Source organism: Nocardiopsis alkaliphila YIM 80379 (assembly GCF_000341005.1).
In the GTDB taxonomy this organism is placed as follows: domain Bacteria; phylum Actinomycetota; class Actinomycetes; order Streptosporangiales; family Streptosporangiaceae; genus Nocardiopsis; species Nocardiopsis alkaliphila.
The window spans coordinates 135,418-156,088 of the sequence record NZ_ANBD01000078.1 but is presented as its reverse complement, the minus strand read 5'-3'; the positions used below and the strand labels follow the sequence as shown (position 1 = coordinate 156,088).

The 20,671-nt window shown below is 67.8% G+C and carries 18 protein-coding genes and 1 pseudogene; 12 read left to right on the top strand and 7 right to left on the bottom strand.

Going from position 1 to position 20,671, the window contains the following annotated elements; translation table 11 throughout:
- The 5 genes and pseudogenes from D472_RS0112595 to D472_RS0112570 all read left to right on the top strand — a co-directional run.
- A pseudogene (locus tag D472_RS0112595) lies at window positions 1–227 on the top strand (glycoside hydrolase family 6 protein); the annotation flags it as partial.
- A gap of 208 nt (window positions 228–435) precedes the next feature.
- Window positions 436–1,263 (top strand): SDR family oxidoreductase, encoded by an 828-nt coding sequence (locus D472_RS0112590; protein WP_017604846.1) that lies wholly within the window; start codon window positions 436–438, stop codon window positions 1,261–1,263.
- Between the two features lie 324 nt (window positions 1,264–1,587).
- A complete protein-coding gene (locus tag D472_RS0112585) occupies window positions 1,588–1,941 on the top strand; it encodes an antibiotic biosynthesis monooxygenase family protein (RefSeq protein ID WP_017604845.1) in 354 nt (117 codons plus the stop codon).
- Window positions 1,942–2,306: 365 nt separating this feature from the next.
- The gene (locus D472_RS0112575; RefSeq protein ID WP_017604843.1) at window positions 2,307–3,278 is read left to right on the top strand and encodes a GNAT family N-acetyltransferase; all 972 of its coding nucleotides are present in this window, start codon (window positions 2,307–2,309) and stop codon (window positions 3,276–3,278) included.
- A gap of 432 nt (window positions 3,279–3,710) precedes the next feature.
- The gene (locus D472_RS0112570; RefSeq protein WP_026117629.1) at window positions 3,711–4,310 is read left to right on the top strand and encodes an HAD family hydrolase; all 600 of its coding nucleotides are present in this window, start codon (window positions 3,711–3,713) and stop codon (window positions 4,308–4,310) included.
- 61 nt (window positions 4,311–4,371) lie between these two features.
- Here D472_RS0112570 and D472_RS0112565 read toward each other — a convergent pair whose 3' ends face one another.
- From D472_RS0112565 to D472_RS0112555, 3 genes are all read right to left on the bottom strand, one after another.
- Window positions 4,372–5,259, bottom strand: coding sequence for an alpha/beta fold hydrolase (locus tag D472_RS0112565; RefSeq protein WP_017604841.1), 888 nt, complete (start codon window positions 5,257–5,259; stop codon window positions 4,372–4,374).
- 432 nt (window positions 5,260–5,691) lie between these two features.
- Window positions 5,692–6,516, bottom strand: coding sequence for an aldo/keto reductase (locus tag D472_RS0112560; RefSeq protein ID WP_017604840.1), 825 nt, complete (start codon window positions 6,514–6,516; stop codon window positions 5,692–5,694).
- Between the two features lie 86 nt (window positions 6,517–6,602).
- Window positions 6,603–7,610 carry an NADP-dependent oxidoreductase gene (locus tag D472_RS0112555; protein WP_017604839.1) on the bottom strand — a complete coding sequence of 336 codons (1,008 nt, stop codon included), beginning with the start codon at window positions 7,608–7,610 and terminating at the stop codon, window positions 6,603–6,605.
- A gap of 377 nt (window positions 7,611–7,987) precedes the next feature.
- On the opposite strand from D472_RS0112555, the gene D472_RS0112550 reads away from it, so the two are divergent.
- Window positions 7,988–8,824: a TIGR03619 family F420-dependent LLM class oxidoreductase gene (locus tag D472_RS0112550; RefSeq protein WP_026117628.1), complete on the top strand. Its 837-nt coding sequence runs from the start codon at window positions 7,988–7,990 to the stop codon at window positions 8,822–8,824.
- 81 nt (window positions 8,825–8,905) lie between these two features.
- Complete coding sequence (locus tag D472_RS0112545) at window positions 8,906–9,355, top strand: GNAT family N-acetyltransferase (RefSeq protein ID WP_017604837.1); 450 nt, start codon at window positions 8,906–8,908, stop codon at window positions 9,353–9,355.
- A 148-nt stretch (window positions 9,356–9,503) separates the two neighbouring features.
- Here the strand turns inward: D472_RS0112545 and D472_RS0112540 are convergent, their stop codons facing one another.
- The 4 genes from D472_RS0112540 to D472_RS0112520 form a co-directional block, all read right to left on the bottom strand.
- Window positions 9,504–11,306: an alkyl/aryl-sulfatase gene (locus tag D472_RS0112540; RefSeq protein WP_017604836.1), complete on the bottom strand. Its 1,803-nt coding sequence runs from the start codon at window positions 11,304–11,306 to the stop codon at window positions 9,504–9,506.
- A gap of 213 nt (window positions 11,307–11,519) precedes the next feature.
- Window positions 11,520–12,002, bottom strand: a complete 483-nt coding sequence (locus tag D472_RS0112535; protein ID WP_017604835.1) for a DUF1269 domain-containing protein — start codon at window positions 12,000–12,002, stop codon at window positions 11,520–11,522.
- A gap of 362 nt (window positions 12,003–12,364) precedes the next feature.
- Window positions 12,365–13,144, bottom strand: a complete 780-nt coding sequence (locus tag D472_RS0112525; protein WP_017604833.1) for a class I SAM-dependent methyltransferase — start codon at window positions 13,142–13,144, stop codon at window positions 12,365–12,367.
- A 53-nt stretch (window positions 13,145–13,197) separates the two neighbouring features.
- Window positions 13,198–14,175 (bottom strand): AraC family transcriptional regulator, encoded by a 978-nt coding sequence (locus D472_RS0112520; protein ID WP_017604832.1) that lies wholly within the window; start codon window positions 14,173–14,175, stop codon window positions 13,198–13,200.
- A gap of 97 nt (window positions 14,176–14,272) precedes the next feature.
- On the opposite strand from D472_RS0112520, the gene D472_RS0112515 reads away from it, so the two are divergent.
- The 5 genes from D472_RS0112515 to D472_RS0112495 all read left to right on the top strand — a co-directional run bounded on the left by D472_RS0112515 (window position 14,273) and on the right by D472_RS0112495 (window position 20,574).
- Window positions 14,273–15,130: an NAD-dependent epimerase/dehydratase family protein gene (locus tag D472_RS0112515; protein ID WP_026117626.1), complete on the top strand. Its 858-nt coding sequence runs from the start codon at window positions 14,273–14,275 to the stop codon at window positions 15,128–15,130.
- Window positions 15,131–15,740: 610 nt separating this feature from the next.
- Entirely contained in the window at window positions 15,741–16,409 is a 669-nt protein-coding gene (locus D472_RS0112510; RefSeq protein WP_017604830.1) for an enoyl-CoA hydratase-related protein, read from the top strand.
- Between the two features lie 237 nt (window positions 16,410–16,646).
- A complete protein-coding gene (locus D472_RS0112505; protein ID WP_017604829.1) occupies window positions 16,647–17,276 on the top strand; it encodes a TetR/AcrR family transcriptional regulator in 630 nt (209 codons plus the stop codon).
- Window positions 17,273–19,513 (top strand): glycoside hydrolase family 3 C-terminal domain-containing protein, encoded by a 2,241-nt coding sequence (locus tag D472_RS0112500; RefSeq protein WP_017604828.1) that lies wholly within the window; start codon window positions 17,273–17,275, stop codon window positions 19,511–19,513. Before D472_RS0112505 ends, D472_RS0112500 begins: the two co-directional genes overlap by 4 nt.
- A gap of 89 nt (window positions 19,514–19,602) precedes the next feature.
- Window positions 19,603–20,574: an arsenic resistance protein gene (locus D472_RS0112495; RefSeq protein WP_017604827.1), complete on the top strand. Its 972-nt coding sequence runs from the start codon at window positions 19,603–19,605 to the stop codon at window positions 20,572–20,574.
- Window positions 20,575–20,671 lie beyond the last annotated feature (97 nt).

Here is a 20,671-nt window from a genome sequence, read left to right as displayed (position 1 = left end):
ATGCCTATGTGTGGATGAAGCCTCCGGGTGAGTCCGACGGCTCCAGCCAAGAGATCCCCAACGACGAGGGCAAGGGTTTCGACCGGATGTGCGATCCCACCTATGAGGGCAACCCGCGCAACGGTGAGAGCATGAGCGGCGCGTTGCCCAACGCTCCGATCTCGGGGCACTGGTTCTCCGCCCAGTTCCAGGAGTTGCTCGCCAACGCCCACCCACCGATCCAGTGAACACGAGGTGGACACCGTAGGACCGATGGGCCAGAGCCCTCCCGGGGTCGGGTGCCCGCTCGCCCTCACGGGCGGGCGGGCGCCCACCGCATGACTCCCGGTCGGGGTGGTGAGGCCGTGCTCACCGCCCCGACCGGGCTTTTTCGGTCAGGGTTGATTACTGTGGAGTAGGTCTCACCCTCCCCTCTCCGTCCCGAAGGGCTCCACCATGTCCTCCTCGTCCGTGTCCCCTTCCTCCCCGTCACGTCGTACCGCGCTGGTCACCGGTGCCTCCTCCGGAATCGGTGCCGCGGTGGCCACCGCCCTGGTCGCGCGGGGTCATCACGTGTACGGCACCAGCCGCTCCCCCGAAAAGATCACCTCGCCGATCCCCGGGGTCGAATACCTGGCCTTGGACCTGACCGACCACGCGTCGGTGGAGGCGTGTGCGGCCGCCGCCGGTGAGGTGGACGTCCTGGTCAACAACGCCGGAGAGAGCCAGAACGGGCCTTTCGAGGAACTGCCCATGGACGCGGTGGAGCGGGTGTTCCGGCTCAACGTGTTCGGTGCGGTCCACCTCACCCAACTACTGCTGCCGGGAATGCGCTCGCGCGGGTACGGCCGGGTCGTGATGGTGGGTTCGATGCTGGCCAGCTTCCCGTTGGCCTACCGGTCCTCCTACGTGGCGACCAAGGCGGCGATCAAGGGGTTCTCTGACTCGCTCCGGCGTGAGGTCTCCCCGTTCGGTGTAGGGGTGAGCACGGTGGAACCGGGGTCGATCAACACCGGAATCAGTGAACGCCGCACCCAGTACGTGCGCGAGGGGTCCCCGTTCGAGGCCGAGTACCGCACCATGGTGAACACGCTCAACGCCAACGAGGCCAAGGGCGTCTCCGCCGAGAAGGTGGCCACGACCGTGGTGAGGGCGGTCGAGGCACGCTCCCCTCGTCCGCTGTACGCGGTGGGCAGCAACGCACCCCTGGTCTTCGCACTACGCCGACTGCTGCCGCGTTCGGTGATGTTGCGGATCGTGGCCCGCAAGCACGGACTGCGCTGAACCGGCCCCTTCGGACGATTCCACCGGGGCGCTCGGGCCATGAACGCTCTGAAGGCGCGACCGAGAAGAATCGAAAACGGTGCTGCCCCGAAGATCGTGGTGGTCGAAGGAACCGGGAGCACAGGGCGACGCGCGGCGGGCGACCCCGAGAACGCCGACTCCTGAGACGTCGGACGAGCCTCACGCACGTAGCGTGCCCCGGAGCCGGGGCACAAGACCCTGCCTCGGCTCCGATCACGTCGTTTCGCGGGTATGGAAGCGTGCACGCCGGGAGGGTCCCTTAGGTTGGCCTCAGTAGGTTTCCAACCGCTTGGAGGAGCACCCGTGACCAGTGTCGTCAAGTTCAACGTCCTGACCGTTCCCGAGGGCGAGGGGGCCACCCTGGAGGAGCGCTTCGCCAAGCGCGCCGGTCTGGTGGAGAACCAGGAGGGCTTCGAGGAGTTCCAGCTACTGCGTCCGGTCGAGGGCACCGACAAGTACCTCGTCTACACCCGTTGGCGGTCCGAGGAGGACTTCCAGAACTGGGTCGAGGGGCAGGCCTTCAAGAAGGGGCACGCCCAGGCCGCCGCGGAGGCCCAGAAGGACGGTCACGCGCACGGCGGACACGGTGGCCCGGCCGCGACCGACAGCGAGATCTGGGGCTTCGAGGTCGTCCAGCAGGTGACCGCGAAGGGCTGAGCACCCATCGCTCCGGTCCGGTCGGGCGCCGGACCGGGGAAATCACGCCGGTTTGCGAGCCTCCACCAGGATGCGGGAGGAGGCGGTGGCCTGGGCCATCCGTTCCCCGATGAGCCCGGCATCGAGGCGTCGTGTTCGATGCCGCAACGGCTTTTACGTCGGTGGTGCACGGTGAACGGGCAAGGCACGAAAAGTCCTTGCGGGGCCGAAGAAGCGTGCGCTATAAATGGTCCGCCGCACCGAACGACGGTGTCGGCCCATGACGTGAAGGGAGGCGCATCCGATGTTCACCGTGATCACCGCGCCCTCCGAGGTCACCACCGAGCGCTGACCCGGCTCTGGGCGCACACACCGAAGGTGTCGCCTTGACCGTTCCTTTGAACGAACTGACCATCCGTCCCCTGACCGGTCCCGAGGAGCTCGAGCTCTTCAACCGATTCCCCTACCTCCTCAACCACGAGTTCCCCGTGGATCTGCAGGAGGGTCGCCGCCGCGCCCACTGGATGTGGGTGGCCTTGCACGGCGACCGCTTGATCGCACGCCTGGCCTGGTGGTCCCGTGCCCAGGACGACCACCCCTTCCTGTTGGACGTCCTCGACGTGGTCGAGGACCCGGACCTGGACCGGGTGGAGGTGGCCGAGCACCTGGTGCGCACCGCGGCCGCCGCCACCTTCGAGGAAGACGCCGCTTGGCCCGAATACCTGCGGTTCCTGCCGACCGGCTGGAACGAGGACCCCGCCCAGCGGGCCATGGTCCAAGACCTGATGAAGGCCTTGGAACGTACCGGTGGTTCCCTGCTCACCGAACGGCTACGTCTGGAATGGCGTGACGGTGGCCCGATCACCGTTCCGGGTGACCGACTCCGGTTCCGGGAGATCGAGAGCACCGAGGACATCCTCGGCCTCATGACCCGGGCCTTGGAGGGCACCCTGGACGCCCACGACCGCTCGGACCTACGGCACAAGAGCGCCGCACAGGTCGCCGCGGACAACTTCGAGGACGAGTTCGCCCGCTACACCACGCCGCGTTCGTGGTGGCGGGTGGCCACACTTCCCGACGGGGAGCCGGTGGGTTTCGTCATTCCGGCACGCAACGCCCGCAACCCGATCATCGCCTACGTAGCCGTGCTCCCCGAGCATCGCGGCAACGGCTACATCGACGATCTGCTCGCCGAGGGCGGCCGGGTGCTCCGCGAGGCCGGTATGGACCGGATCCAGGCCGCGACGGACGTGGGCAACCGGCCGATGGCCCAGGCCTTCCATCGAGCGGGCTATGACACCACCAGCGCCGTGATCACCATGGTGTGGAACCGGCCTTCCCTGGAACACACCTCCTGAACCCGTCCGTGGCACGAGTCCCTGGCGGACGGGTGGAGCCGGGGCGTCCACAGGTACTCGAGAGTGTCCCGACCCCCGGCTCCGCCGCACCGTAGCGTCGAAGTCCGCGTAGGTTCGTCTCCTACCGGCTTCGCCGGGGGCCACCCCGCGCACAGCAGACCAGCGGTGATCTTGCTCCCGGTAGCTACGTGAGCGCTCATATGGCTACCGGAAGCAAGATCACCGCGAACAGGGGGGCGACCACCATCACGCGATCGGGAAAAGGGGAAAACCACCCCACGACTCGCCCAACAAGCCCAAGCACCCCCACCTTCGGCACCCCCACCCCCAGAAGGGAAGAGCAAGCCAACGATGCACCACTAGGGGATTCGAGGGAGCCGCTCACGGGTAGGGAGCTTTTTCGTATCCGACCTCGAAGCCTGGGGAGTGCTTGTGAAAGCCGTGCTGTTCGACATGTTCGGTGTGGTCGCCATGGACCAATCACCAACGGTCCGCGCGCAGATGGTGGAGTACTCCGGGCACGAGCACGGTCCCTTTTGGGAGGCCTACTGGGCTTGGCGTCATTCCTATGATCGGGGCGAGAAGAGCGGCCACGAATACTGGAAGGCGGTCGGCGAACGCCTGAGCACGCCCTTCACCTCCGAGGAGGCCGAACGACTGATCGCCTTGGATCTGGACAGCTGGTCCCGGATCAACGGCGAGACCGTCGAGGTGGTCCGAGGGCTGGCCGAGGCGGGTACGCCTTTGGGGTTGTTGTCGAACATCCCCGAAGAGCTGGCCAGGCGGTTCGAGGAACGGTTCCAACACGTCTTCGACCTGTTCCCGGTACTGGGACTATCCTGCCGGATCGGATCCGCCAAACCCGAGAGGCCCGCTTTCGATTGGTGCCTGGAACGGCTCGGGGTACCGGCCGAGGACGTCCTGTTCGTGGACGACAACGCCACCAACATCTCGGCCGCCCGAGAATTGGGCATGCGGGCACACTTGTTCAGGTCGGTGCCGGAACTACGACGGGCGGTGGAGTGGGCGTGAGGCCTTTGGCGGTGCTCACCTGGCACCCCGCGGCGGCCTCACGGGCGGCTCGACCGCCGGATCAGGCGTCGAACTCGCGCAGGAGTTCGGCGACCTTCTCGGGCTGTTCGTACAGGGCCAGGTGACCGGCGCCCTCGATGGCGTGGACCTGGGCGTCGAGGAAACGTCGGGCCGGCCCGTGTAGTCGTGCGGGTGAGAAGAAGGGGTCGTGCGACCCGGTGGCCACGATGGTCGGCGTACCGGACCAGGCCCTGAAGAACTCCGCGTGAAGCGGGGTCGGATTGGAGTGAGTGCGGCAATGGCGGGCCACGAGGGTCAGCCACTCCGCCTCGGACCGGTGCTCCTCACAGTCGATGTCCGTGGACGGACCGCTGAGGAACTCGATCAGGCGGGCGCTGGTCTGCTCGTTGGGGTGAATCATCCACGGCAGGGTGGCGCGCATCGACTCCGAGCTGACACCGGCCGCGGTCAACCCCGCGGGGTTGAGCAGCATCAGGCCGGCGACCAGCGGGTTCGGAGTCGATGACAGCGCGATCGCGGCGCCTCGGGAATGACCCAGGACGATGACCGGACGGTCGGTGATGTGCGGTAGCAGTTCGTCGAGCCACGCACCATAGGTTCCGATCCCGGAGCCGGCGGTCCGCCTGCTACAGCTCAGACCGGGTTGTCCTGGAAGGTCGACCAGCAGTACCGGCCGCTCCGCGGCGAGCGCACGGGCGGCGGGAACCGTGGTGGCGGCGTTGAAGTTGGTTCCCGACAGGACCAGAACGGGGGTCCCGGGCCCACCCGAGGCGCGAAAGACCTGTGTGGGACCCAGTCGGGTCCGCACGGGTGGAAGGGGTCCGAGTTCGGGCCATCGGCTCAGGGCCTTGTGGCACCAGGCGTGTACGGATCGCTCGGCGTTCTCGGAACGATAGACACGCGCGGCGCGAAGGGGAACGACGGTCATAGGTCTGGTTTCGCTTAGAGAGAGAAGGTGTTCGCCGTCCTGACTTCCCGGCGCACCAGAAGGACTGTACGCCTCTGCTGGGCCCCTCGCCACTCCAGGGGTGGAGTATCCCAGAGGTGTCACCGGACAGGGGCCACCAAGAGCCCCGTACCCATGACGAAGCGTCCACTGTTGGGCGTGTTGGCCCTGGTGTGAGGGTGAAGGATCCCGTCCGCAAACGGCCATCGATTCCCGTCGACGTCTACTTCCGCCCTCGCCGGCACGACACGAATCACAGAGCCCTCCGAAGACAGCACGTCATCGGATTGCTGACTCCATCGGTGGCCGGATCCGCCTCAACGAGCCCCGGCACCGCCCTCACGGGATCGGGCACACACCGCGAAGGCGTGCGCCCGATCCTTCCGGAGTCCCGGCACCCCTTCGAGCCCTTCCTCAGGCGCTGTTGAGCTCGTCCGGGTTCGGCCCGATCCGACCATCACGGTTCAGGCCGTCGATCCGCTCCAGGTCCTCGGCGGTCAGCTCGAAGTCGAACACGTCGAAGTTCTCCCGAATCCGGGCGGGGGTCACCGACTTGGGGATGACGATGTTGCCGAGCCGTAGGTGCCAGCGCAGCACCACCTGGGCCGCGGTCTTGCCATGGGCGGCACCGATCTCGGTCAGGACCGGCTCGTCCAGCAGGCCCTTGCCCTGGCCCAGTGGGCTCCATGCCTCGGTGCGCAGTCCCTTCTCCGCGTTGAGCGCGCGCATCCGCTCCTGCGAGAAGTAGGGGTGCAGCTCGATCTGGTTCAGGGCCGGGGTGACCTCGGATTCACCGATCAGACGCTCCAAGGTCTCGGCGGTGAAGTTGGATACTCCGATGGCCTTGGCGCGACCCTCGGAGTAGACGCGCTCCAACGCCTTCCAAGTGTCCACGTACATGTCGCGGTCCGGGGTCGGCCAGTGGATCAGGTACAGGTCGACGTAGTCGGTACCCAGACGCTCCAGACTGGCGTCGAAGGCCTTCAGGGCCTTGTCGTAGCCATGATCGGCGTTCCACAGCTTGGTGGTGAGGAAGATGTCCTCACGAGCCACTCCGGAATCAGCGATGGCGCGGCCGGTGCCCTCTTCGTTGTCGTAGAGGCGGGCGGTGTCGATGCTGCGGTAGCCGACCTCGATGGCGGTCTTGACCGAGGTGTAGGCCTCTTCGTCGGGGACCTGCCAGACCCCGAAGCCGAGCTGGGGCATGGTGAGGCCGTTGTTCAGCGTGACGTACTGCAAGGGTGACGCCTTTCGACGGTGTGGGGTGTGCGCCGTGACGGTTCACGCCACGGCCAGGTGTGGGGCGGTCCGTGTGAAAGGGAGGCTCAGGCGGGCAGACGCACGAGCATCTTGCCGGTGTTGGCTCCACGCATCATGCCCAGGAAAGCGTCGACCGCGTTGTCGATCCCCTCCATCACGGTCTCCTCGAAGCGCAGGCCACCCTCGTTGAGCCACTGTGCGGCCCGCCCGTGGTACTCGGGGGCCAGGTCACCGTGGTCACCGACCAGGAACCCTTGGAGCTTGATCCGCTTGCCGACGAGTAGGAAGAGGTTGTCCGGGCCGGGGACCGGTTCGGTGGCGTTGTAGACCGAGATGGCCCCGCACAGGGCGGCGCGACCGTGGACACGCATGCCTTGGATGGCCGCGCGCAGGTGATCGCCGCCGACGTTGTCGAAGTAGACGTCGATGCCCTCCGGGGCGGCCTCGGCCAACTGCCCCTCCAAGTCGCCCTCGCGATAATCGATGGCGGCGTCGTAACCGAACTCCTCCAGCAGGCGGCGCTTCTTCTCGGGACCGCCCGCCGAACCGATCACCTTCGAGGCGCCGAGTCGCTTGGCGATCTGCCCGGCGAGGCTGCCGACCGCACCCGCGGCTCCGGAGACGAACACGACGTCGCCCTCCTTGAGTTCGGCGACGGCGGTCAGACCGGCGTAGGCGGTGAGGCCCACCATCCCGAGCGGGCCGAGGTAGGCCTGGGCGGGCGCGACCTCGGTGTCGACGACCTGCGCGCGTGCGGCGTCCAGGAGGGCGTACTGGCGCCACCCCTGGGAGTGAAGAACCGTCGCGCCGACGGGCACGTCTGGGCTTTGGGAGGCCACGACGGTGCCGACCGCGCCACCGTCCATGACCTCATTGAGCCGGAACGGGGGGACGTAGGACTTGACGTCGTTCATGCGCCCGCGCATGTAGGGATCGACCGACAACCAGTCGTTACGGACCAGGATCTGCCCCTCGGCGGGTTCGCCGACGGTGGTCTCGACCAGGGCGAAGTCCTCGGGTACGGGCTCGCCGACGGGTCGGGCCACGAGGTGGACTTCCTTGGAAACAGGCATACTTCTCCCCCTGAGTGCGGTGGGTTCGATCGGTCACCGAACGCGACTACGCACTCGAGCGTAGACCCGAACGGCGTTCTACACCCAGTCAGACCCTTCAGGGCGTCCTGTGAGGTTCCCCGCCCGCTCGGCCACCGGATGGTTCGACGCGCCGGACCGGCGTGGGCCCCTGGCCATGGCGGCGGCCCCGGTGGCACCGCCGGGCACGCACTCGCCGGCTCGTTCGATCACGCCGAGTCACGTGAGGGCTCAGACCGTGGCCACGTCGAGGCGCCGGCCGGGGAGGGGAAACGGGCCTTGGTCGCCTCTCCCCGACCACCTGCTCCGCCCCGCTCTTGAGGGCTTGCCCTTTGGGTGTCAAGGACTACCGTCGCCGCATGAGCGAACTACCCGAACCCTTGAGCGGCACCCGCCTCCAAGTGGTGCTGCCCGACGAGTCGCCCGACATGCCCGTATCAACCCTGGTCGACCTGGGTGTACGGGCCGAAGCTTTGGGGGTGGAGACCCTCTGGTTGCCCGATCACCTGCTTCCCCCCGAGCCCTACGGGACGACCTTCGGTGGCGTGTACGAACCTCTGGTGACCCTGGCCTACCTGGCGGCACGCACGCACAGGGTTCGGTTGGGCACGTCGGTGTTGGTGCTGCCCATGCGTGATCCCTTCGTCCTCGCCAAACAGGTCGCCACCCTGGATCGGGTGTCGCGGGGTCGATTCACACTCGGGGTGGGGGTGGGGTGGTCCCGAAAGGAGTTCGCCGCGCTGGGCTCGGACTTCGGTACCCGGGGCGCCCGCACGGACGAGATGCTGGCCCTGCTGCGGCATCTCTTCGAGGGTGAGGGCCCTTTCCAGGGCAGGTTCCATTCCTACGAGCAGGGAGTGTTCGCACCTAGGCCTGCGGAGCGGATCCGGTTGATGGTGGGCGGGGGTTCACCGGCCGCGCTGCGTCGGGCGGCGGAGTGGGCCGAGGAGTGGCAGGGCCTGGATCCGGAGCCCGAGGCCTTCCGGGAAGCCCGCGACCGGCTGCGCGGGCTGACCGATCGTCCCGTGCGGGCCGGTGTGCGCATGTCCTGGACCGGGGGTGAGCGGGAGTTCGAGGAAGCGGTCGAACGTTTCCGCGCGTTGGCGGCCTGCGGAGCGGATTCGGTGGCGGTGTGGTTCGGTGAGGAGAAGGGGTTCGGCGAGCGCATGGCGCGATTCGCGGCCGCACTGCGTTGACCGACGCCGGGTGGTGGACCGCTTTCGGTGAACTCAGGGCCCTGCCCCACCGAAAGCGGCACCTTCGCGTACTTTGGGCTCATGCTCACCATCGAACGCGCCCGCGCCGAGGACGTCACGGCCATCGTCGCCATGCTCGCCGACGACCCCCTCGGAGCCGCTCGGGAGACACCCGAGGACCTCACCCCGTACCTGAAGGCCTTCGAAGTCATCGACGCCGACCCCCACCAGCACCTGGTGGTGGCCCGTAGGGATGGTCGAGTGGTGGGCACCCTCCAGCTGACCGTGCTGCCGGGTCTGTCGCGGACCGCCACCACCCGCGCTCAGGTGGAGGGAGTGCGAGTACACGTCGACGAGCGTGGTAGTGGTCTGGGCGCGAAGCTGATGGAGTGGGCGGAGGGCCAGGCCCGCGAACGAGGATGCGCGCTGTTGCAGTTGACCTCGGACCTGGCCCGTGAGGACGCCCACCGCTTCTACGAGCGCCTGGGGTACGCGGGCACCCACCTGGGCTTCAAGAAGCGGCTCACCTGACCCGGCGTGCCGGCCGGTCTCGACGCGGCCACCGATTCGAACAGGCTCCGGTGGGAGGGTGGCGCCTTCCGGAATCCATGACCGGAGCGTTGCGGCGTCGGGGATCGTACCTGGGCTCCAGATCGTCGGATGGGCCTCCCCGCGTCCTTCAGGGGGTGACGATGTCGAAGGAGAGGTCGGGTTCGTCCAACAGACCCATCAACCGCCCCACCAGGGACTCGTCACCGGAGAACTCCATCCCTTCCATGCCCTTGCCCACGAGCAGACGCAGTAAGCGGAACTTGTTCAGGTCCACGGTCAGGTCGGGTTCGCCCCAGCGCGGGTTCTGTCGAATGGTGAGCGCGCCGTTGGAGAGCACGGTCCGGTACGTGGTGTTCAGGTCGTCGAACCTCCAGTCGATGACGAAGTACTCGTCCCATGCCTTGGGGCCGTTGACGCGGATCGCCACGGATTCGAAGAGCTGCTTCACCGACAGCGCCGAACTGACCCCGGTCCAGGCTCGTGCGGCCGGAGCCCGCTGCTTCCGACGTAGTTCGGCTGCCCCTTGGAGGTAGAAGTTACGCCACAGACCGTTCTCGGCTCCGAACCCCAGACGTTCGTACACCCCGGCCAGGACCGCCCGAGCCTCATCGTGTTCGGGCCGAGCGAACACCGCGTGGTTGAGCAGGGTGACCGCGAACCTGAGGTCACCGTCGGCCAGGTATCCCTCGGCCTTACGGATCACCTCCTCCACTCCGCCCATGCACTCCACGTATCGGCGTGCGGACTCCTCGGGAGGATGCTCCCAAAGGTGGGCGGGGTTGCCATCGAACCAACCCAGATAGCGCTGGTAGATCGCCTTGACGTTGTGCTCGACCGAACCATGGTAGCCACGGGTGTGCCAGGCACGCTCCAAGGAGGGCGGCATTTGGAAGCGTTCGGCGATCTCCGCCCCCACCAGCCCCTGGTTCATCATCCGAACCGTTTGATCGTGCAGGTAGGAGTACAGGTCACGCTGTTCGCTCAGGAAAACGGTGATCCTGTCCGCACCCCACATGGGCCAATGATGGGAGGCGAACAGGACCTCGGAGTCACGCCCGAACAGTTCGAGGGACTCATCGAGGTAGCTCGCCCAGATCCGAGCGTCCCGGACGGGGGCGCCGCTCAGGGGCAATAGGTTGTGCAGGTTGTGGGTGGCGTTCTCGGAAACGCACAGGGCCTGGTGTTCGGGGAAGTAGAAGTTCATCTCCGCCGGTGCCTCGGTGCCGGGGGTCATCTGGAAGACGATGCGAACCCCGTCCACGACCTCCTCCTGACCGGTGCGGGTGATGTCCCGGTTGGGCGCGATGAGGGTGATCGTGCCGTTGGACCCGGCCTGCCCCAGCCCCAACCCGATCCGGCCACGCGGCCCGGCCTCCAGGTAGGCGCCCGTGTAGAACATGCTCCGACGGGCTCTGGCGGCCCCCGCGTAGACGCTCTCGGAGAGGGCGTGCTCCAGGAAACCCTTGGGGGCGAGGATGGGCACGTTGCCGGTGGTGATCCCGCCGACTCCACCGAAGTGGTCCACGTGGCAGTGCGAGTAGATCACTCCACTGACCGAACGCTCTCCACGCTGGGACTTGTACAACTCCAGGCCGGCACGCGCGGTCTCGGCGGAGATCAAAGGATCGATGACCAGGACGCCCTGGTCTCCCTCCACGAGGGTCATGTTGGACAGGTCCAGGCCTCGGACCTGGTAGATCCCTTCGGTGATCTCGTACAGTCCCTGCTTGGCGCACAACCGGGACTGCCGCCACAGGCCGGGGTGGGCGGTGTCCGGGCAGTCCTGTTCCAAAAAGTCGTAGGCGTCGGCGTCCCACACCACCCGTCCCTGTTCGTCCTTGATCTGTCCGGGTTCCAGCCGTGCGAGGAAGCCACGGTCCGCGTCGGCGAAGTCGTCGGTGCCCGAGCGCTGGTGTCCGTTGCCGATCATCACTTCTCCTCGTCGTACCGACGCCGGCCGGCGGGGCGGTTCCATGCGTACGGACCATGATCACGGTGGGGCGTTCAGTGGGGCGCAACCCCCGACCCAGGTGTTGGCCAAGGCACCGATGAGCCGTCCGGGCCCATGAACGGAAGGCCGTCGGTGCGGGTGGCCCGCACCGACGGCTTGAGGGGACCTCGGGGCCTTCGGCACACGAGGGGGTCAGGAACGAAGTGCCTCGACCAGTTCCCGCTCGTCGTCCTTGGACAGGTTGGTCCGGATGACGGTGGGGTTCAGCGGTACGAAGGCGTCGACGACACGGTCGATGGTGGTGTCGTGGGCGAGCAGGAAGACCGCGGCGCGATCCCGTTGGAGTTCGGAACCGATCTGTTCGATCATGTCGTCGTTGATCCCGACGTCGCTGAGCCGCCCGGCGATCGCACCGGTACCGGCACCGACCGCCAATCCCAGGAGCGGGTTGAGGAAGAGCAGGCCGATGAGGGTCCCCCACAAGGCCCCGCCGGCCGCACCGTACTTGGTGAGGTCGAAGGTCTGGTGGATACGGGGACGACCCTTGTCGTCCTTGTAGGCGTAGGCGGCGTCCTCCAGCCGGAGGAGTTCCTGTTTGTTCAGTTCGGAGGCGATGTCGAGCGCCTTCTCGGCGGTGTCTCGATCGGCCACCCCGAGTACGATCAGCTGCGCCATGGGCGTGTGGTCCCCCAACGTCCGTTCCCCATCCGGGTTCTTGGGCCCCGATCCCGGATTCGGTACCTGTCGTCGGGAGCCTTTCCCAGGGGTGGCGTGGGCAAGGTCAGCACGGGGAACAGATCCGGCAAAACCTCACCAATCATTGAGAGGGCCACCGGGGCCGGGTCCGGGATCATCGGGATCACGCTCACGGCGCACCTGACGGCGCACNGCCGCCCCCCCAGCCGATAGAGGACGTATCCCCAGGCCAGAACAGCGGCGGTGACGATCAGGTGGCCCCACGGTGTCAGTTCCACGCGCTTCTCCTTTTCCACCCACCCCCGTTATCTACCCGTTACAAAAGCTCGGATTCGACGGGCTCAGGTGCGGCGAGCCATCACCAGCCGGGTGGTGTAGGGCACTCGAACACGGCCGTCGGGGAAGTGCCGGTCCGCGATGGTCCGCAGTTCGGCTCGCAGACGCCGCTCACCGATCTCCCTGGCGGCGGCCGCCATCTTGCTGGAGGACATCGCCATGCCCAGGTAGCCCTCGGAAGTGAGTTCCCGGACCCAACCGAAGGTGTGTTCGATCGCACCGCTCAGCCCTTCGGTGGCGTTCAGCTCCCCGACCAGGTCGTAGCTGCGGTAGTGGCGGTCGTAGCCGGGGCTGTAGCGCTCCAGCAGCGTCTCGTGGTCGTCGATGAACGCACTGTCGACCAGCTCCCGGTCGTTGTTGATCACGGCCAAGGCGCCACCGGACAGCAGGAGTCGGACCGCCTCGGCGTAGAAAGCGGGACGGTCGAACCAGTGGACGGCCTGGGCGGCCAGCACCAGGGCACCGGAGGCGTCCGGGAAGGGGATCTCCTCGGCTCGGGCGTCCACGTACTCGACCCCCTCTTCCTCGGACGCGGTTCGGCGCATGTCGTGTCCGGGTTCCACGCCGACCACGCGGGGGTCAGGACCGAAGGCGGAGCGCAGGGCACGGGTGGAGATGCCGGTTCCGGCACCGACGTCGAGCAGGAGCCGGGGGTGGGGCCAGGCGTCGGTGGCACCGTCGTGTACGTACTCGCGCAGGACCTCCATGGCCTGCGCGGGATAATCCGGCCGGTGGATGCGGTAGTTCTCGGCGAGTCCGGTGAAGGCCTGGGTTCGGTCGCTCAACGGGCGCCCTTCCGTGTGGGGATCGGTGCCCGCACATCCTAGGGTCGCCGCGCTCAGGCAGGCGTAGGGGAAGAGCCCACCCTCGGCACCGCGTGGGCCTGACGCGTACGTCGGTACCGCGAAGGGCTGACCCCGCGATGGTTCTTGAAGGCCGTGCTGAACGCGAAGGCGCTACCGTAACCCACTCGGGAGGCCACCGACTCCAGCCCCAGGTCCGGTTCGGTGACCAACAAATCGCAGGCCAAGGTCAGCCGCCAAGTCCGCAGGTAGGTCATGGGCGGGGTGCCCACCGAGCGTTGGAAGCGAGCGGCCAGGGTGGCGCGAGAGACGGCGCACTCCCTCGCCAGGGTGTCCAGGGTCCAGGGCTCGACGGGGCGTTCGTGGATCAGGTCCAGGGCGTGGGCGACGACGGGGTCGTGGCGCGCACTGAGCCAGTTCGGGGCGGCGTTCGGGTGCGTTTCCAGCCAGGCGCGGACCGCCATGACCAGGACGCAGTCGAGCAGGCGGTCGTTGAGGGCACTCTGCGCGACCCGGGCGGTGGTGATCTCACGGGTCAGGAGGTGGATCACGGCGGGGTCGACCGAGCCGGCCGGAAGGAGGGCCAGACGGGGCAACGCGGTCAGGGCCAGGCGTCCGACCTCGCCGGTGTCCCCGTAGGAACCGATGATCGCGGTGTGCGTGCCCTCGACGTCGTTGCCCCAGGTGCCGACGCCGTGGCACATGCTCTGGTGAAGTTCTTCGCCGCCCTGGGACACACAGCGTTGGCCGGGTTCGATGGTGATGGTGGGGGCCCGGCCAGGGCGATCGGAGACCACGTAGGGCTCGGGCCCCCGGACCAGGAGCACGTCCCCGGGGCCGGCCTCGACACGTTCGATTCCGGTGTCCAGGCACAGGGATCCCGCGGTGACCACGATCAGGTCCAGGGCCGCGCCTTCACGGATGTCGATGGACCAGGGTGGGCTCATCACCAGGCGCAAGGTGAAGGCGGAGCGGGCGCGTGGGGCGTCCATCAAGCGCACGAGGGGGTCCATGGGTCCGCCTCCCAGCAGAATGGATTCTGGACGTTCTCTTATACATTCCAGCAAAGAAACCATGTCCCGTCCAGCACCGGGGCGCTGTACTAGAGATATGGATACCGACGGCAATACACATCGAGTCCTCGTCACCGGCGGCACCGGGATGACCGGCCGCCGCATCACCCGCCTCTTGGCCCAGCGCGGCGTCGACCATCGGATCGGTTCCCGTTCGGGGCACTCCGAGAGCCACACCCCGCGTTTCGACTGGCACTCCCCCGGCACCTGGGACGGAGTCCTGGAGGGGGTGGACGCGGTCTACCTGTGCTATCACCCCGACCTGGCCTTTCCCGGGGCGGCCGAGAGCGTGACCGCGTTCGCCGAACGCGCCGCCGCACACGGGGTGCGCCGCATGGCGTTGCTGTCCGGGCGGGGCGAGGTGGCGGCCCAACGCGCGGAGAAGGAGGTGCGGGCGGTCTTTCCGGGGCTGACCGTGCTGCGCTGCTCCTTCTTCGCGCAGAACTTCTCCGAGCACTTCTTCGTGCCGGCCGTGTCATCCGGGACGCTGGCCCTGCCGGTGGCGGACGTCGCGGAGCCGTTCGTGGACCTGGACGACGTGGCCGAGGTCGCGGTACGGGCGCTCACCGAGGAAGGGCACGCCGGGAAATCGTACGAGATGACCGGTCCACGCGCCGTGTCCTTCGCCGAGGCGGGCCGAGCGTTGGAGAAGGCGGTGGGGCATCCGGTGGAGTACCGACGAGTGGAGGCGGAGGAGTTCGTCGCCGGACTGGCCTCCCAAGGGGCTCCAGAAGAATTGGGGTGGGGGCTGGTGGCCCTGTTCGAGGAGGTCCTGGACGGGCGTAACAGCCGGCCCACGAACGGGGTGGAGCGTGCGTTGGGTCGCCCGGCCGGCGGATTCGAGGAGTACGTGACCAAGGCGGCCGCAAGCGGGCCGTGGAACAACGGCGGATGATCGGCGGCACCTTACCCGCGGGTTCCTCGGAAGGGGGACCCGCGTTCCCATGTGGGGTCGGCGACCGGCAGGACACTCACGCACCCCACATCACCCGACAGAGTGATGTGTTTCACTCCACCCCTGAAGGGTGCCAGGACATGGACTCGATTCGAAAATCCAGTACACAGTACCTGCGCTTTCAGCAGGAACGGCGTTCCCGGCAAGCCTGCGAAGACATCGGATCTCACGCCCACTACTTCTAGCGATCTCCCCTAACGCAAGTGCTCCGACTTTGCCCAGGGGAGGCCTTATGAGTAGGAACGGAGCAAGACGGCTGTCGGATTCGGTCACTCCGGCCATCACGGTGCAGACGGCCGCGCACGAAGCAGCGAGCAGGTGGAGGGCACCGATTTCCGCGAGACGATCCGGGAGCAGGCCGGCCGGCCTGGCGAGAGCTTCTCCGCGTAGGTCCGGCCCGCGTGGTCCACCTCGCCCTGTTGCACCCCGGCGAAGGGCGGTCGCCCAGGCTGTCTTGGTGGAGCCGTCTGGTCTATGCTGATCACATTAGTTACCGGCCAGTAACATGCGGGTCGCCGAAGACACGGCCCACGAAGAAAGGCAGCGCACCATGCCCACGCTCGAACGCCATGACGAGGTCTTCGTCCTCGACCTCGGTGACGGGGAGAACCGCTTCCACCCGGACTGGATCGCCTCGGTCGACTCCGCGCTGGACGAGGCCGAGAAGGCCGAGGGCCCGCGCGCCCTGGTCACCGCCGCCACCGGCAAGTTCTACTCCAACGGCCTGGACCTGGAATGGCTCATGGCCAACGGCGATCGCTACAACGAGTACGTCGCCAGTGTCCACCAGCTGCTCGGGCGGCTGCTCTGCCTGCCGATGCCCACCGTGGCGGCCCTACAGGGTCACACCTTCGCCGCCGGAGCGATGTTCTCCCTGGCTCAGGACTTTCGTGTGATGCGCGCCGACCGTGGTTTCTGGTGCCTGCCCGAGGCCGACATCAACATTCCCTTCACCCCGGCGATGTCGGCGCTCATCCAGGCACGTCTGGCTCCGCGGACCGCCCACGAGGCCATGGTGACCGGACGCCGTTACGGTGGCGAGGACGCCGCGAAGGTCGACATCGTGGACCGGGCCGTGGCCGAGGAGGAGGTCCGCCCGACCGCCATCGAGTTGGCCCGTTCCCTGGCCGGCAAGGACGGCGCCACCATGGGCACCATCAAGTCCCGCATGTACGCCCCCGCCCTGGAGCTGCTGCGCCAGGCGGATCCGGTCGTCTGACCCCTTCGGACATCGCGCCGAAGCCGAGCCCTTCCCCCGAGATCAAAGAGCGTGGGGGGAGGGCTTCTTCGTGACCAGCGCAAGCCACGAGCCTCGAACTCCGACACGATCGATGTGCCTTGCACCACAAACCAACCAGGCGGTAGGTTTCGTTCCCAGCCTTCGAGTACGGCGCGCATGAGCAAGGGAACGATCCACCGGGGCCGCACGCTCGGACGCCTGCGCGTGAGGAGAGCCGTGACGGACCCAGAGCATCCCCGGCAGCGCTCCACCAAGGGTGAACGCACCCGAGAGCGCATCATCGACGCCGCCGGCGAGCTCTTCTCCCGCTCCGGCTACCGGGCGGTCTCCCTACGCGACATCGCCGCCCACGCCGGACTCACCCACGCCGGGGTCCTCCATCACTTCCCCAACAAGGAGGCCACCCTCATCCATGTTCTGAGCAGGCGCGACGCGATCGACGCCCCGCTCGTCCTGGACGTGGGACCGAACCACGGCGCACTCATCGACAACCTCGTCAGGATCGTGGAGCGCAACACCCGGACCCCCGGTCTGGTATCGCTCTACGTCAACCTATCGGCGGAGGCCACCGACCCCGCGCACCCCGCACACGACTACTTCTTCGCTCGTTACCGCATCCTGCGTGAGCACCTCGTCCCGACCTTCGCCGTCCTCCTCGAGGGTCGCCCGAATCCCACGCCCGAGGTCGCCGCCCAGCAGTTCATCGCCCTCCAGGACGGGCTCCAGGTGCAGTGGCTCCTCGAGCCCGGCGCCATCGACATGCGGGCCGCCGTCGTGTCCTTCCTGCGCACCCTCGGGATCACCACGTCGGACCCCCTCCCTCCACCTGACGAAAGGCCCGGATGAGCACCGATACCCCCCGCCCCGACCTCGCCACGAAGGCTTCGGCCACCTCCGGATCCGGCCTCTGGCACAGTACGCCGATCCCGGGTGTCCTGCGCCGCCTGCACCTGGCCGACGGCCCGCACGGCATCCGCCAACAACACGAGGACGGCGACCACCTCGGCATCGGCGGCAGCGTGCCCGCCACCTGTTTCCCACCGGCGGTCGCGCTCGGTTCCACCTGGAACGTCGACCTGGTGCGGCGGGTCGGCGCGGCCCTGGGCGCCGAGGCGAGCGCCATGGGGGTAGACGTGGTTCTCGGTCCGGGCATGAACATCAAGCGTTCGCCGCTGTGCGGGCGCAACTTCGAGTACGTATCCGAGGATCCCCACGTCACCGCACGGATCGCCGCGTCCCTGGTGGAGGGCATCCAGTCCGAGGGGGTGGGGGCGTGCGTGAAGCACTTCGTCGCCAACAACCAGGAGACCGACCGGATGCGCTCCAGCTCCGAAGTGGACGAGCGAACCCTGCGGGAGATCTATCTGCCCGCGTTCGAGGAGGTCGTCCGCACCACCGACCCGGCGATGGTGATGTGCTCCTACAACCGACTGAACGGGGTGTACACCGGCCAGGACCCGTGGCTGCTCACCACCCTGCTGCGCCAGGAGTGGGGCTTCGACGGTGCGGTGGTCTCCGATTGGGGCGCCGTGGTGGACCGGGTGGAGTCGGTGCGCGCCGGTCTGGACCTGGAGATGCCACCCAGCGGTACCGACGACCGGATCGTCGACGCGGTGAATGGGGGTGAGTTGGAGGAGTCGGTACTGGACACCGTGGTGGAACGACTGGCCAGGGTTCAGGAACGGGTGGCCACGGACACCTCGCGTTCTCGCGAGCATGAGGCGCATCGGGCGTTGGCCCGTGAGGCGGCGGCCGAAGCGCTGGTCCTGCTGAAGAACGAGGACGAGGTACTGCCGTTGCCTTCGGGGCGTTCGGTGGCGGTGCTGGGCGAGTTCGCCCGGACTCCGCGCTACCAGGGTGGGGGTTCCTCACACGTGGTGCCGACCCGGGTGACCAGCGTGCTGGAGGCGTTCGGCGCGGTGGAGAAGGAGTTCCCGGTGCGGTTCGCCCCCGGGTTCACCCTGGACGGGACCGATGCTCCGAAGCTGGCCGACGAGGCGGTGGCTCTGGCTTCCCGATCCCATACCACCGTGCTGTTCCTGGGGCTGCCGCAGGAATGGGAGTCGGAGGGGTTCGACCGTACCCACATCGACCTGCCGGCCGAACAGGTCGCGTTGCTGGCGCGGGTACGGCGGGTGAGCGAGCGGGTCGTGGTGGTGCTGTCCAACGGTGGTGTGGTGTCGGTGGCCGAATGGCGGGACGACGCCGACGCCGTGTTGGAGGGGTGGCTGTTGGGGCAGGAAGGAGGCGCGGCCATGGTGGACGTGCTGACCGGTGTGGTGTCCCCCTCGGGGCGGCTCACCGAGACCATCCCGCTGAGGTTGAGCGACCACGCCTCCTACCTGAACTTCCCCGGTGAGTACGGACACGTGCGCTATGGGGAAGGGGTGTTCGTGGGGTATCGGCACTTCGACACGTTGGAGCGGCCGGTGGCCCACCCGTTCGGGTTCGGGCTGACCTACACCACGTTCGGTTACTCCGACCTGGAGGTGACCGGAAACGATCGGGACGCGTGGACGGTGGCGTTCACCGTCACCAACACCGGTGCGCGGGCCGGACGGGAGGTCGCCCAGCTGTACACGGGCCGGGCGGAGGAGTATCCGACCCGGCCGGTGCGGGAGCTGCGCGGGTTCGCGAAGGTGGCGTTGGAGCCGGGTGAGAGCACACGGGTGGAGCTGGCGTTGAACGGGCGTGACCTGTCCACGTGGGATCCCGAGCACCACCGGTGGTCGTTGGCCGAGGGTACCTACACGGTGTCGGTGGGGGCGTCCTCGCGCGACGTCCGGCTGGTCGGAGAGATCGTCAGCACGGGAGACCGATTCGTGCCGCCGCTGACCAGGCGTTCCACCATCGAGGAGTGGCGGGCGAACGCGATCGGTGGACCGATCCTGGCCCAGATCCAGGCCGGGATGGCGGAGTTGGAGTCGGTACCACGGGAGCTACTGCGGATGGCGGACTCGATGCCGATCGTGGCTCTGGCCACGTTCGGGATGGGTGTGACGGAGGAGATGGTGGACCTGTTGGTGGCCGACGTGCGAGCGCGTAGGCGGGCGGCGATCGAACGCGGAGAGATCACCGGCTGAACTTCGGGGGTGGGCGGGGAGGATGACCGGGCCGAATACCGTGGACGTACCGCCCATCCCAACGTTCGGAAAGCTCGGGAAGCCACAACGTGTCCACGTCGGAGAAGTTCCAGAGTGTGTTCGTGGCACTGGCCGCGGTCCTCGGGCTGGGGGTCGGCCTGCTGTGGCCGGTCGGTGGAGTGGCCGGTCACCTGGTGCTACCCGCGCTGATGCTGATGCTGGTCGCGGTCTTCATCCAGGTGGACGCCGCCCAGGTTCGCCGGGTGCGCGACGCAGGCACGGTGGTGGCCACCAGCCTGGTGCTCAACTTCGTGTTCACCCCGCTGTTCGCCTGGGCGCTCGGCGCGGGCCTGTTGGGCGACTCCCCCGACCTGAGGATCGGGCTCCTCCTCCTGCTGGTCACCCCGTGCACGGACTGGTACCTGGTGTTCACCGGCCTGGCGCGGGGCCACCTGGGAGTGGCGACCGCGGTGCTGCCGGTGAACCTGCTGCTCCAACTACTGCTGTTGCCCGTCTACGTCCTGCTGTTGGGCGGGGAGGCGGCGATGGTCGGCTCCGGCACCCTGGTGGAAGCGGTGCTGCTGGTTCTGGTCGTGCCTTTGGTCCTGGCGGTGGTGGCCCGGTGGTCGGCCTCGCGCTGGAAGGGCGCCCGGTGGCGGGACGAAGGGCTGCTGTCGGCGGCCTCGGCCTCGGTCCTACCGCTGCTGTACGTGGCGGTGTTCGCCATGTTCGCCGGTCAGGCCCGCACGGTCGTGGCGCACCTGGGTGACCTGGCGACCCTCTTGCTCCCGTTGGCGGCGTTCTTCCTGGTCATGCCATGGGTGGCGGTCGGTGTGAGCCGGCTGCTGGGGCTGCCCGGTGACCAGCGGGTCACCCTCACCATGACGACCGTGGCGCGCAACTCCCCCGTGGCCCTGGCCATCGCGGTGGCGGCCTTCCCCGACCGCCCGCTCATCGCGGTGGCGTTGGTGGTGGGCCCACTCGTGGAGTTGCCGGTGCTCGCGGTGCTCAGTCAGATCGTGCGCGTCCGTGATCGGGGCACCCGTGTCACCGGCCGCTGAACCCCCGGCGGTCACGGGAACGTGGACGAAGAAGCCGCTCACGGCGGCGGTCCCGCGTATGGAGGGGGCGTAGCGGGTAACGGACAGGTGGGCCACG

Coding starts and splice junctions, on each gene's coding strand:
- D472_RS0112540 (WP_017604836.1), bottom strand. CDS start 11,306: ATGATCGGCAACGGACACCAGCGCTCGGGCACCGACGACTTCGCCGAC.
- D472_RS0112555 (WP_017604839.1), bottom strand. CDS start 7,610: ATGCCTGTTTCCAAGGAAGTCCACCTCGTGGCCCGACCCGTCGGCGAG.
- D472_RS0112550 (WP_026117628.1), top strand. CDS start 7,988: ATGAGCGAACTACCCGAACCCTTGAGCGGCACCCGCCTCCAAGTGGTG.
- D472_RS0112590 (WP_017604846.1), top strand. CDS start 436: ATGTCCTCCTCGTCCGTGTCCCCTTCCTCCCCGTCACGTCGTACCGCG.
- D472_RS0112535 (WP_017604835.1), bottom strand. CDS start 12,002: ATGGCGCAGCTGATCGTACTCGGGGTGGCCGATCGAGACACCGCCGAG.
- D472_RS0112515 (WP_026117626.1), top strand. CDS start 14,273: ATGGATACCGACGGCAATACACATCGAGTCCTCGTCACCGGCGGCACC.
- D472_RS0112565 (WP_017604841.1), bottom strand. CDS start 5,259: ATGACCGTCGTTCCCCTTCGCGCCGCGCGTGTCTATCGTTCCGAGAAC.
- D472_RS0112545 (WP_017604837.1), top strand. CDS start 8,906: ATGCTCACCATCGAACGCGCCCGCGCCGAGGACGTCACGGCCATCGTC.
- D472_RS0112510 (WP_017604830.1), top strand. CDS start 15,741: ATGCCCACGCTCGAACGCCATGACGAGGTCTTCGTCCTCGACCTCGGT.
- D472_RS0112500 (WP_017604828.1), top strand. CDS start 17,273: ATGAGCACCGATACCCCCCGCCCCGACCTCGCCACGAAGGCTTCGGCC.
- D472_RS0112520 (WP_017604832.1), bottom strand. CDS start 14,175: ATGGACCCCCTCGTGCGCTTGATGGACGCCCCACGCGCCCGCTCCGCC.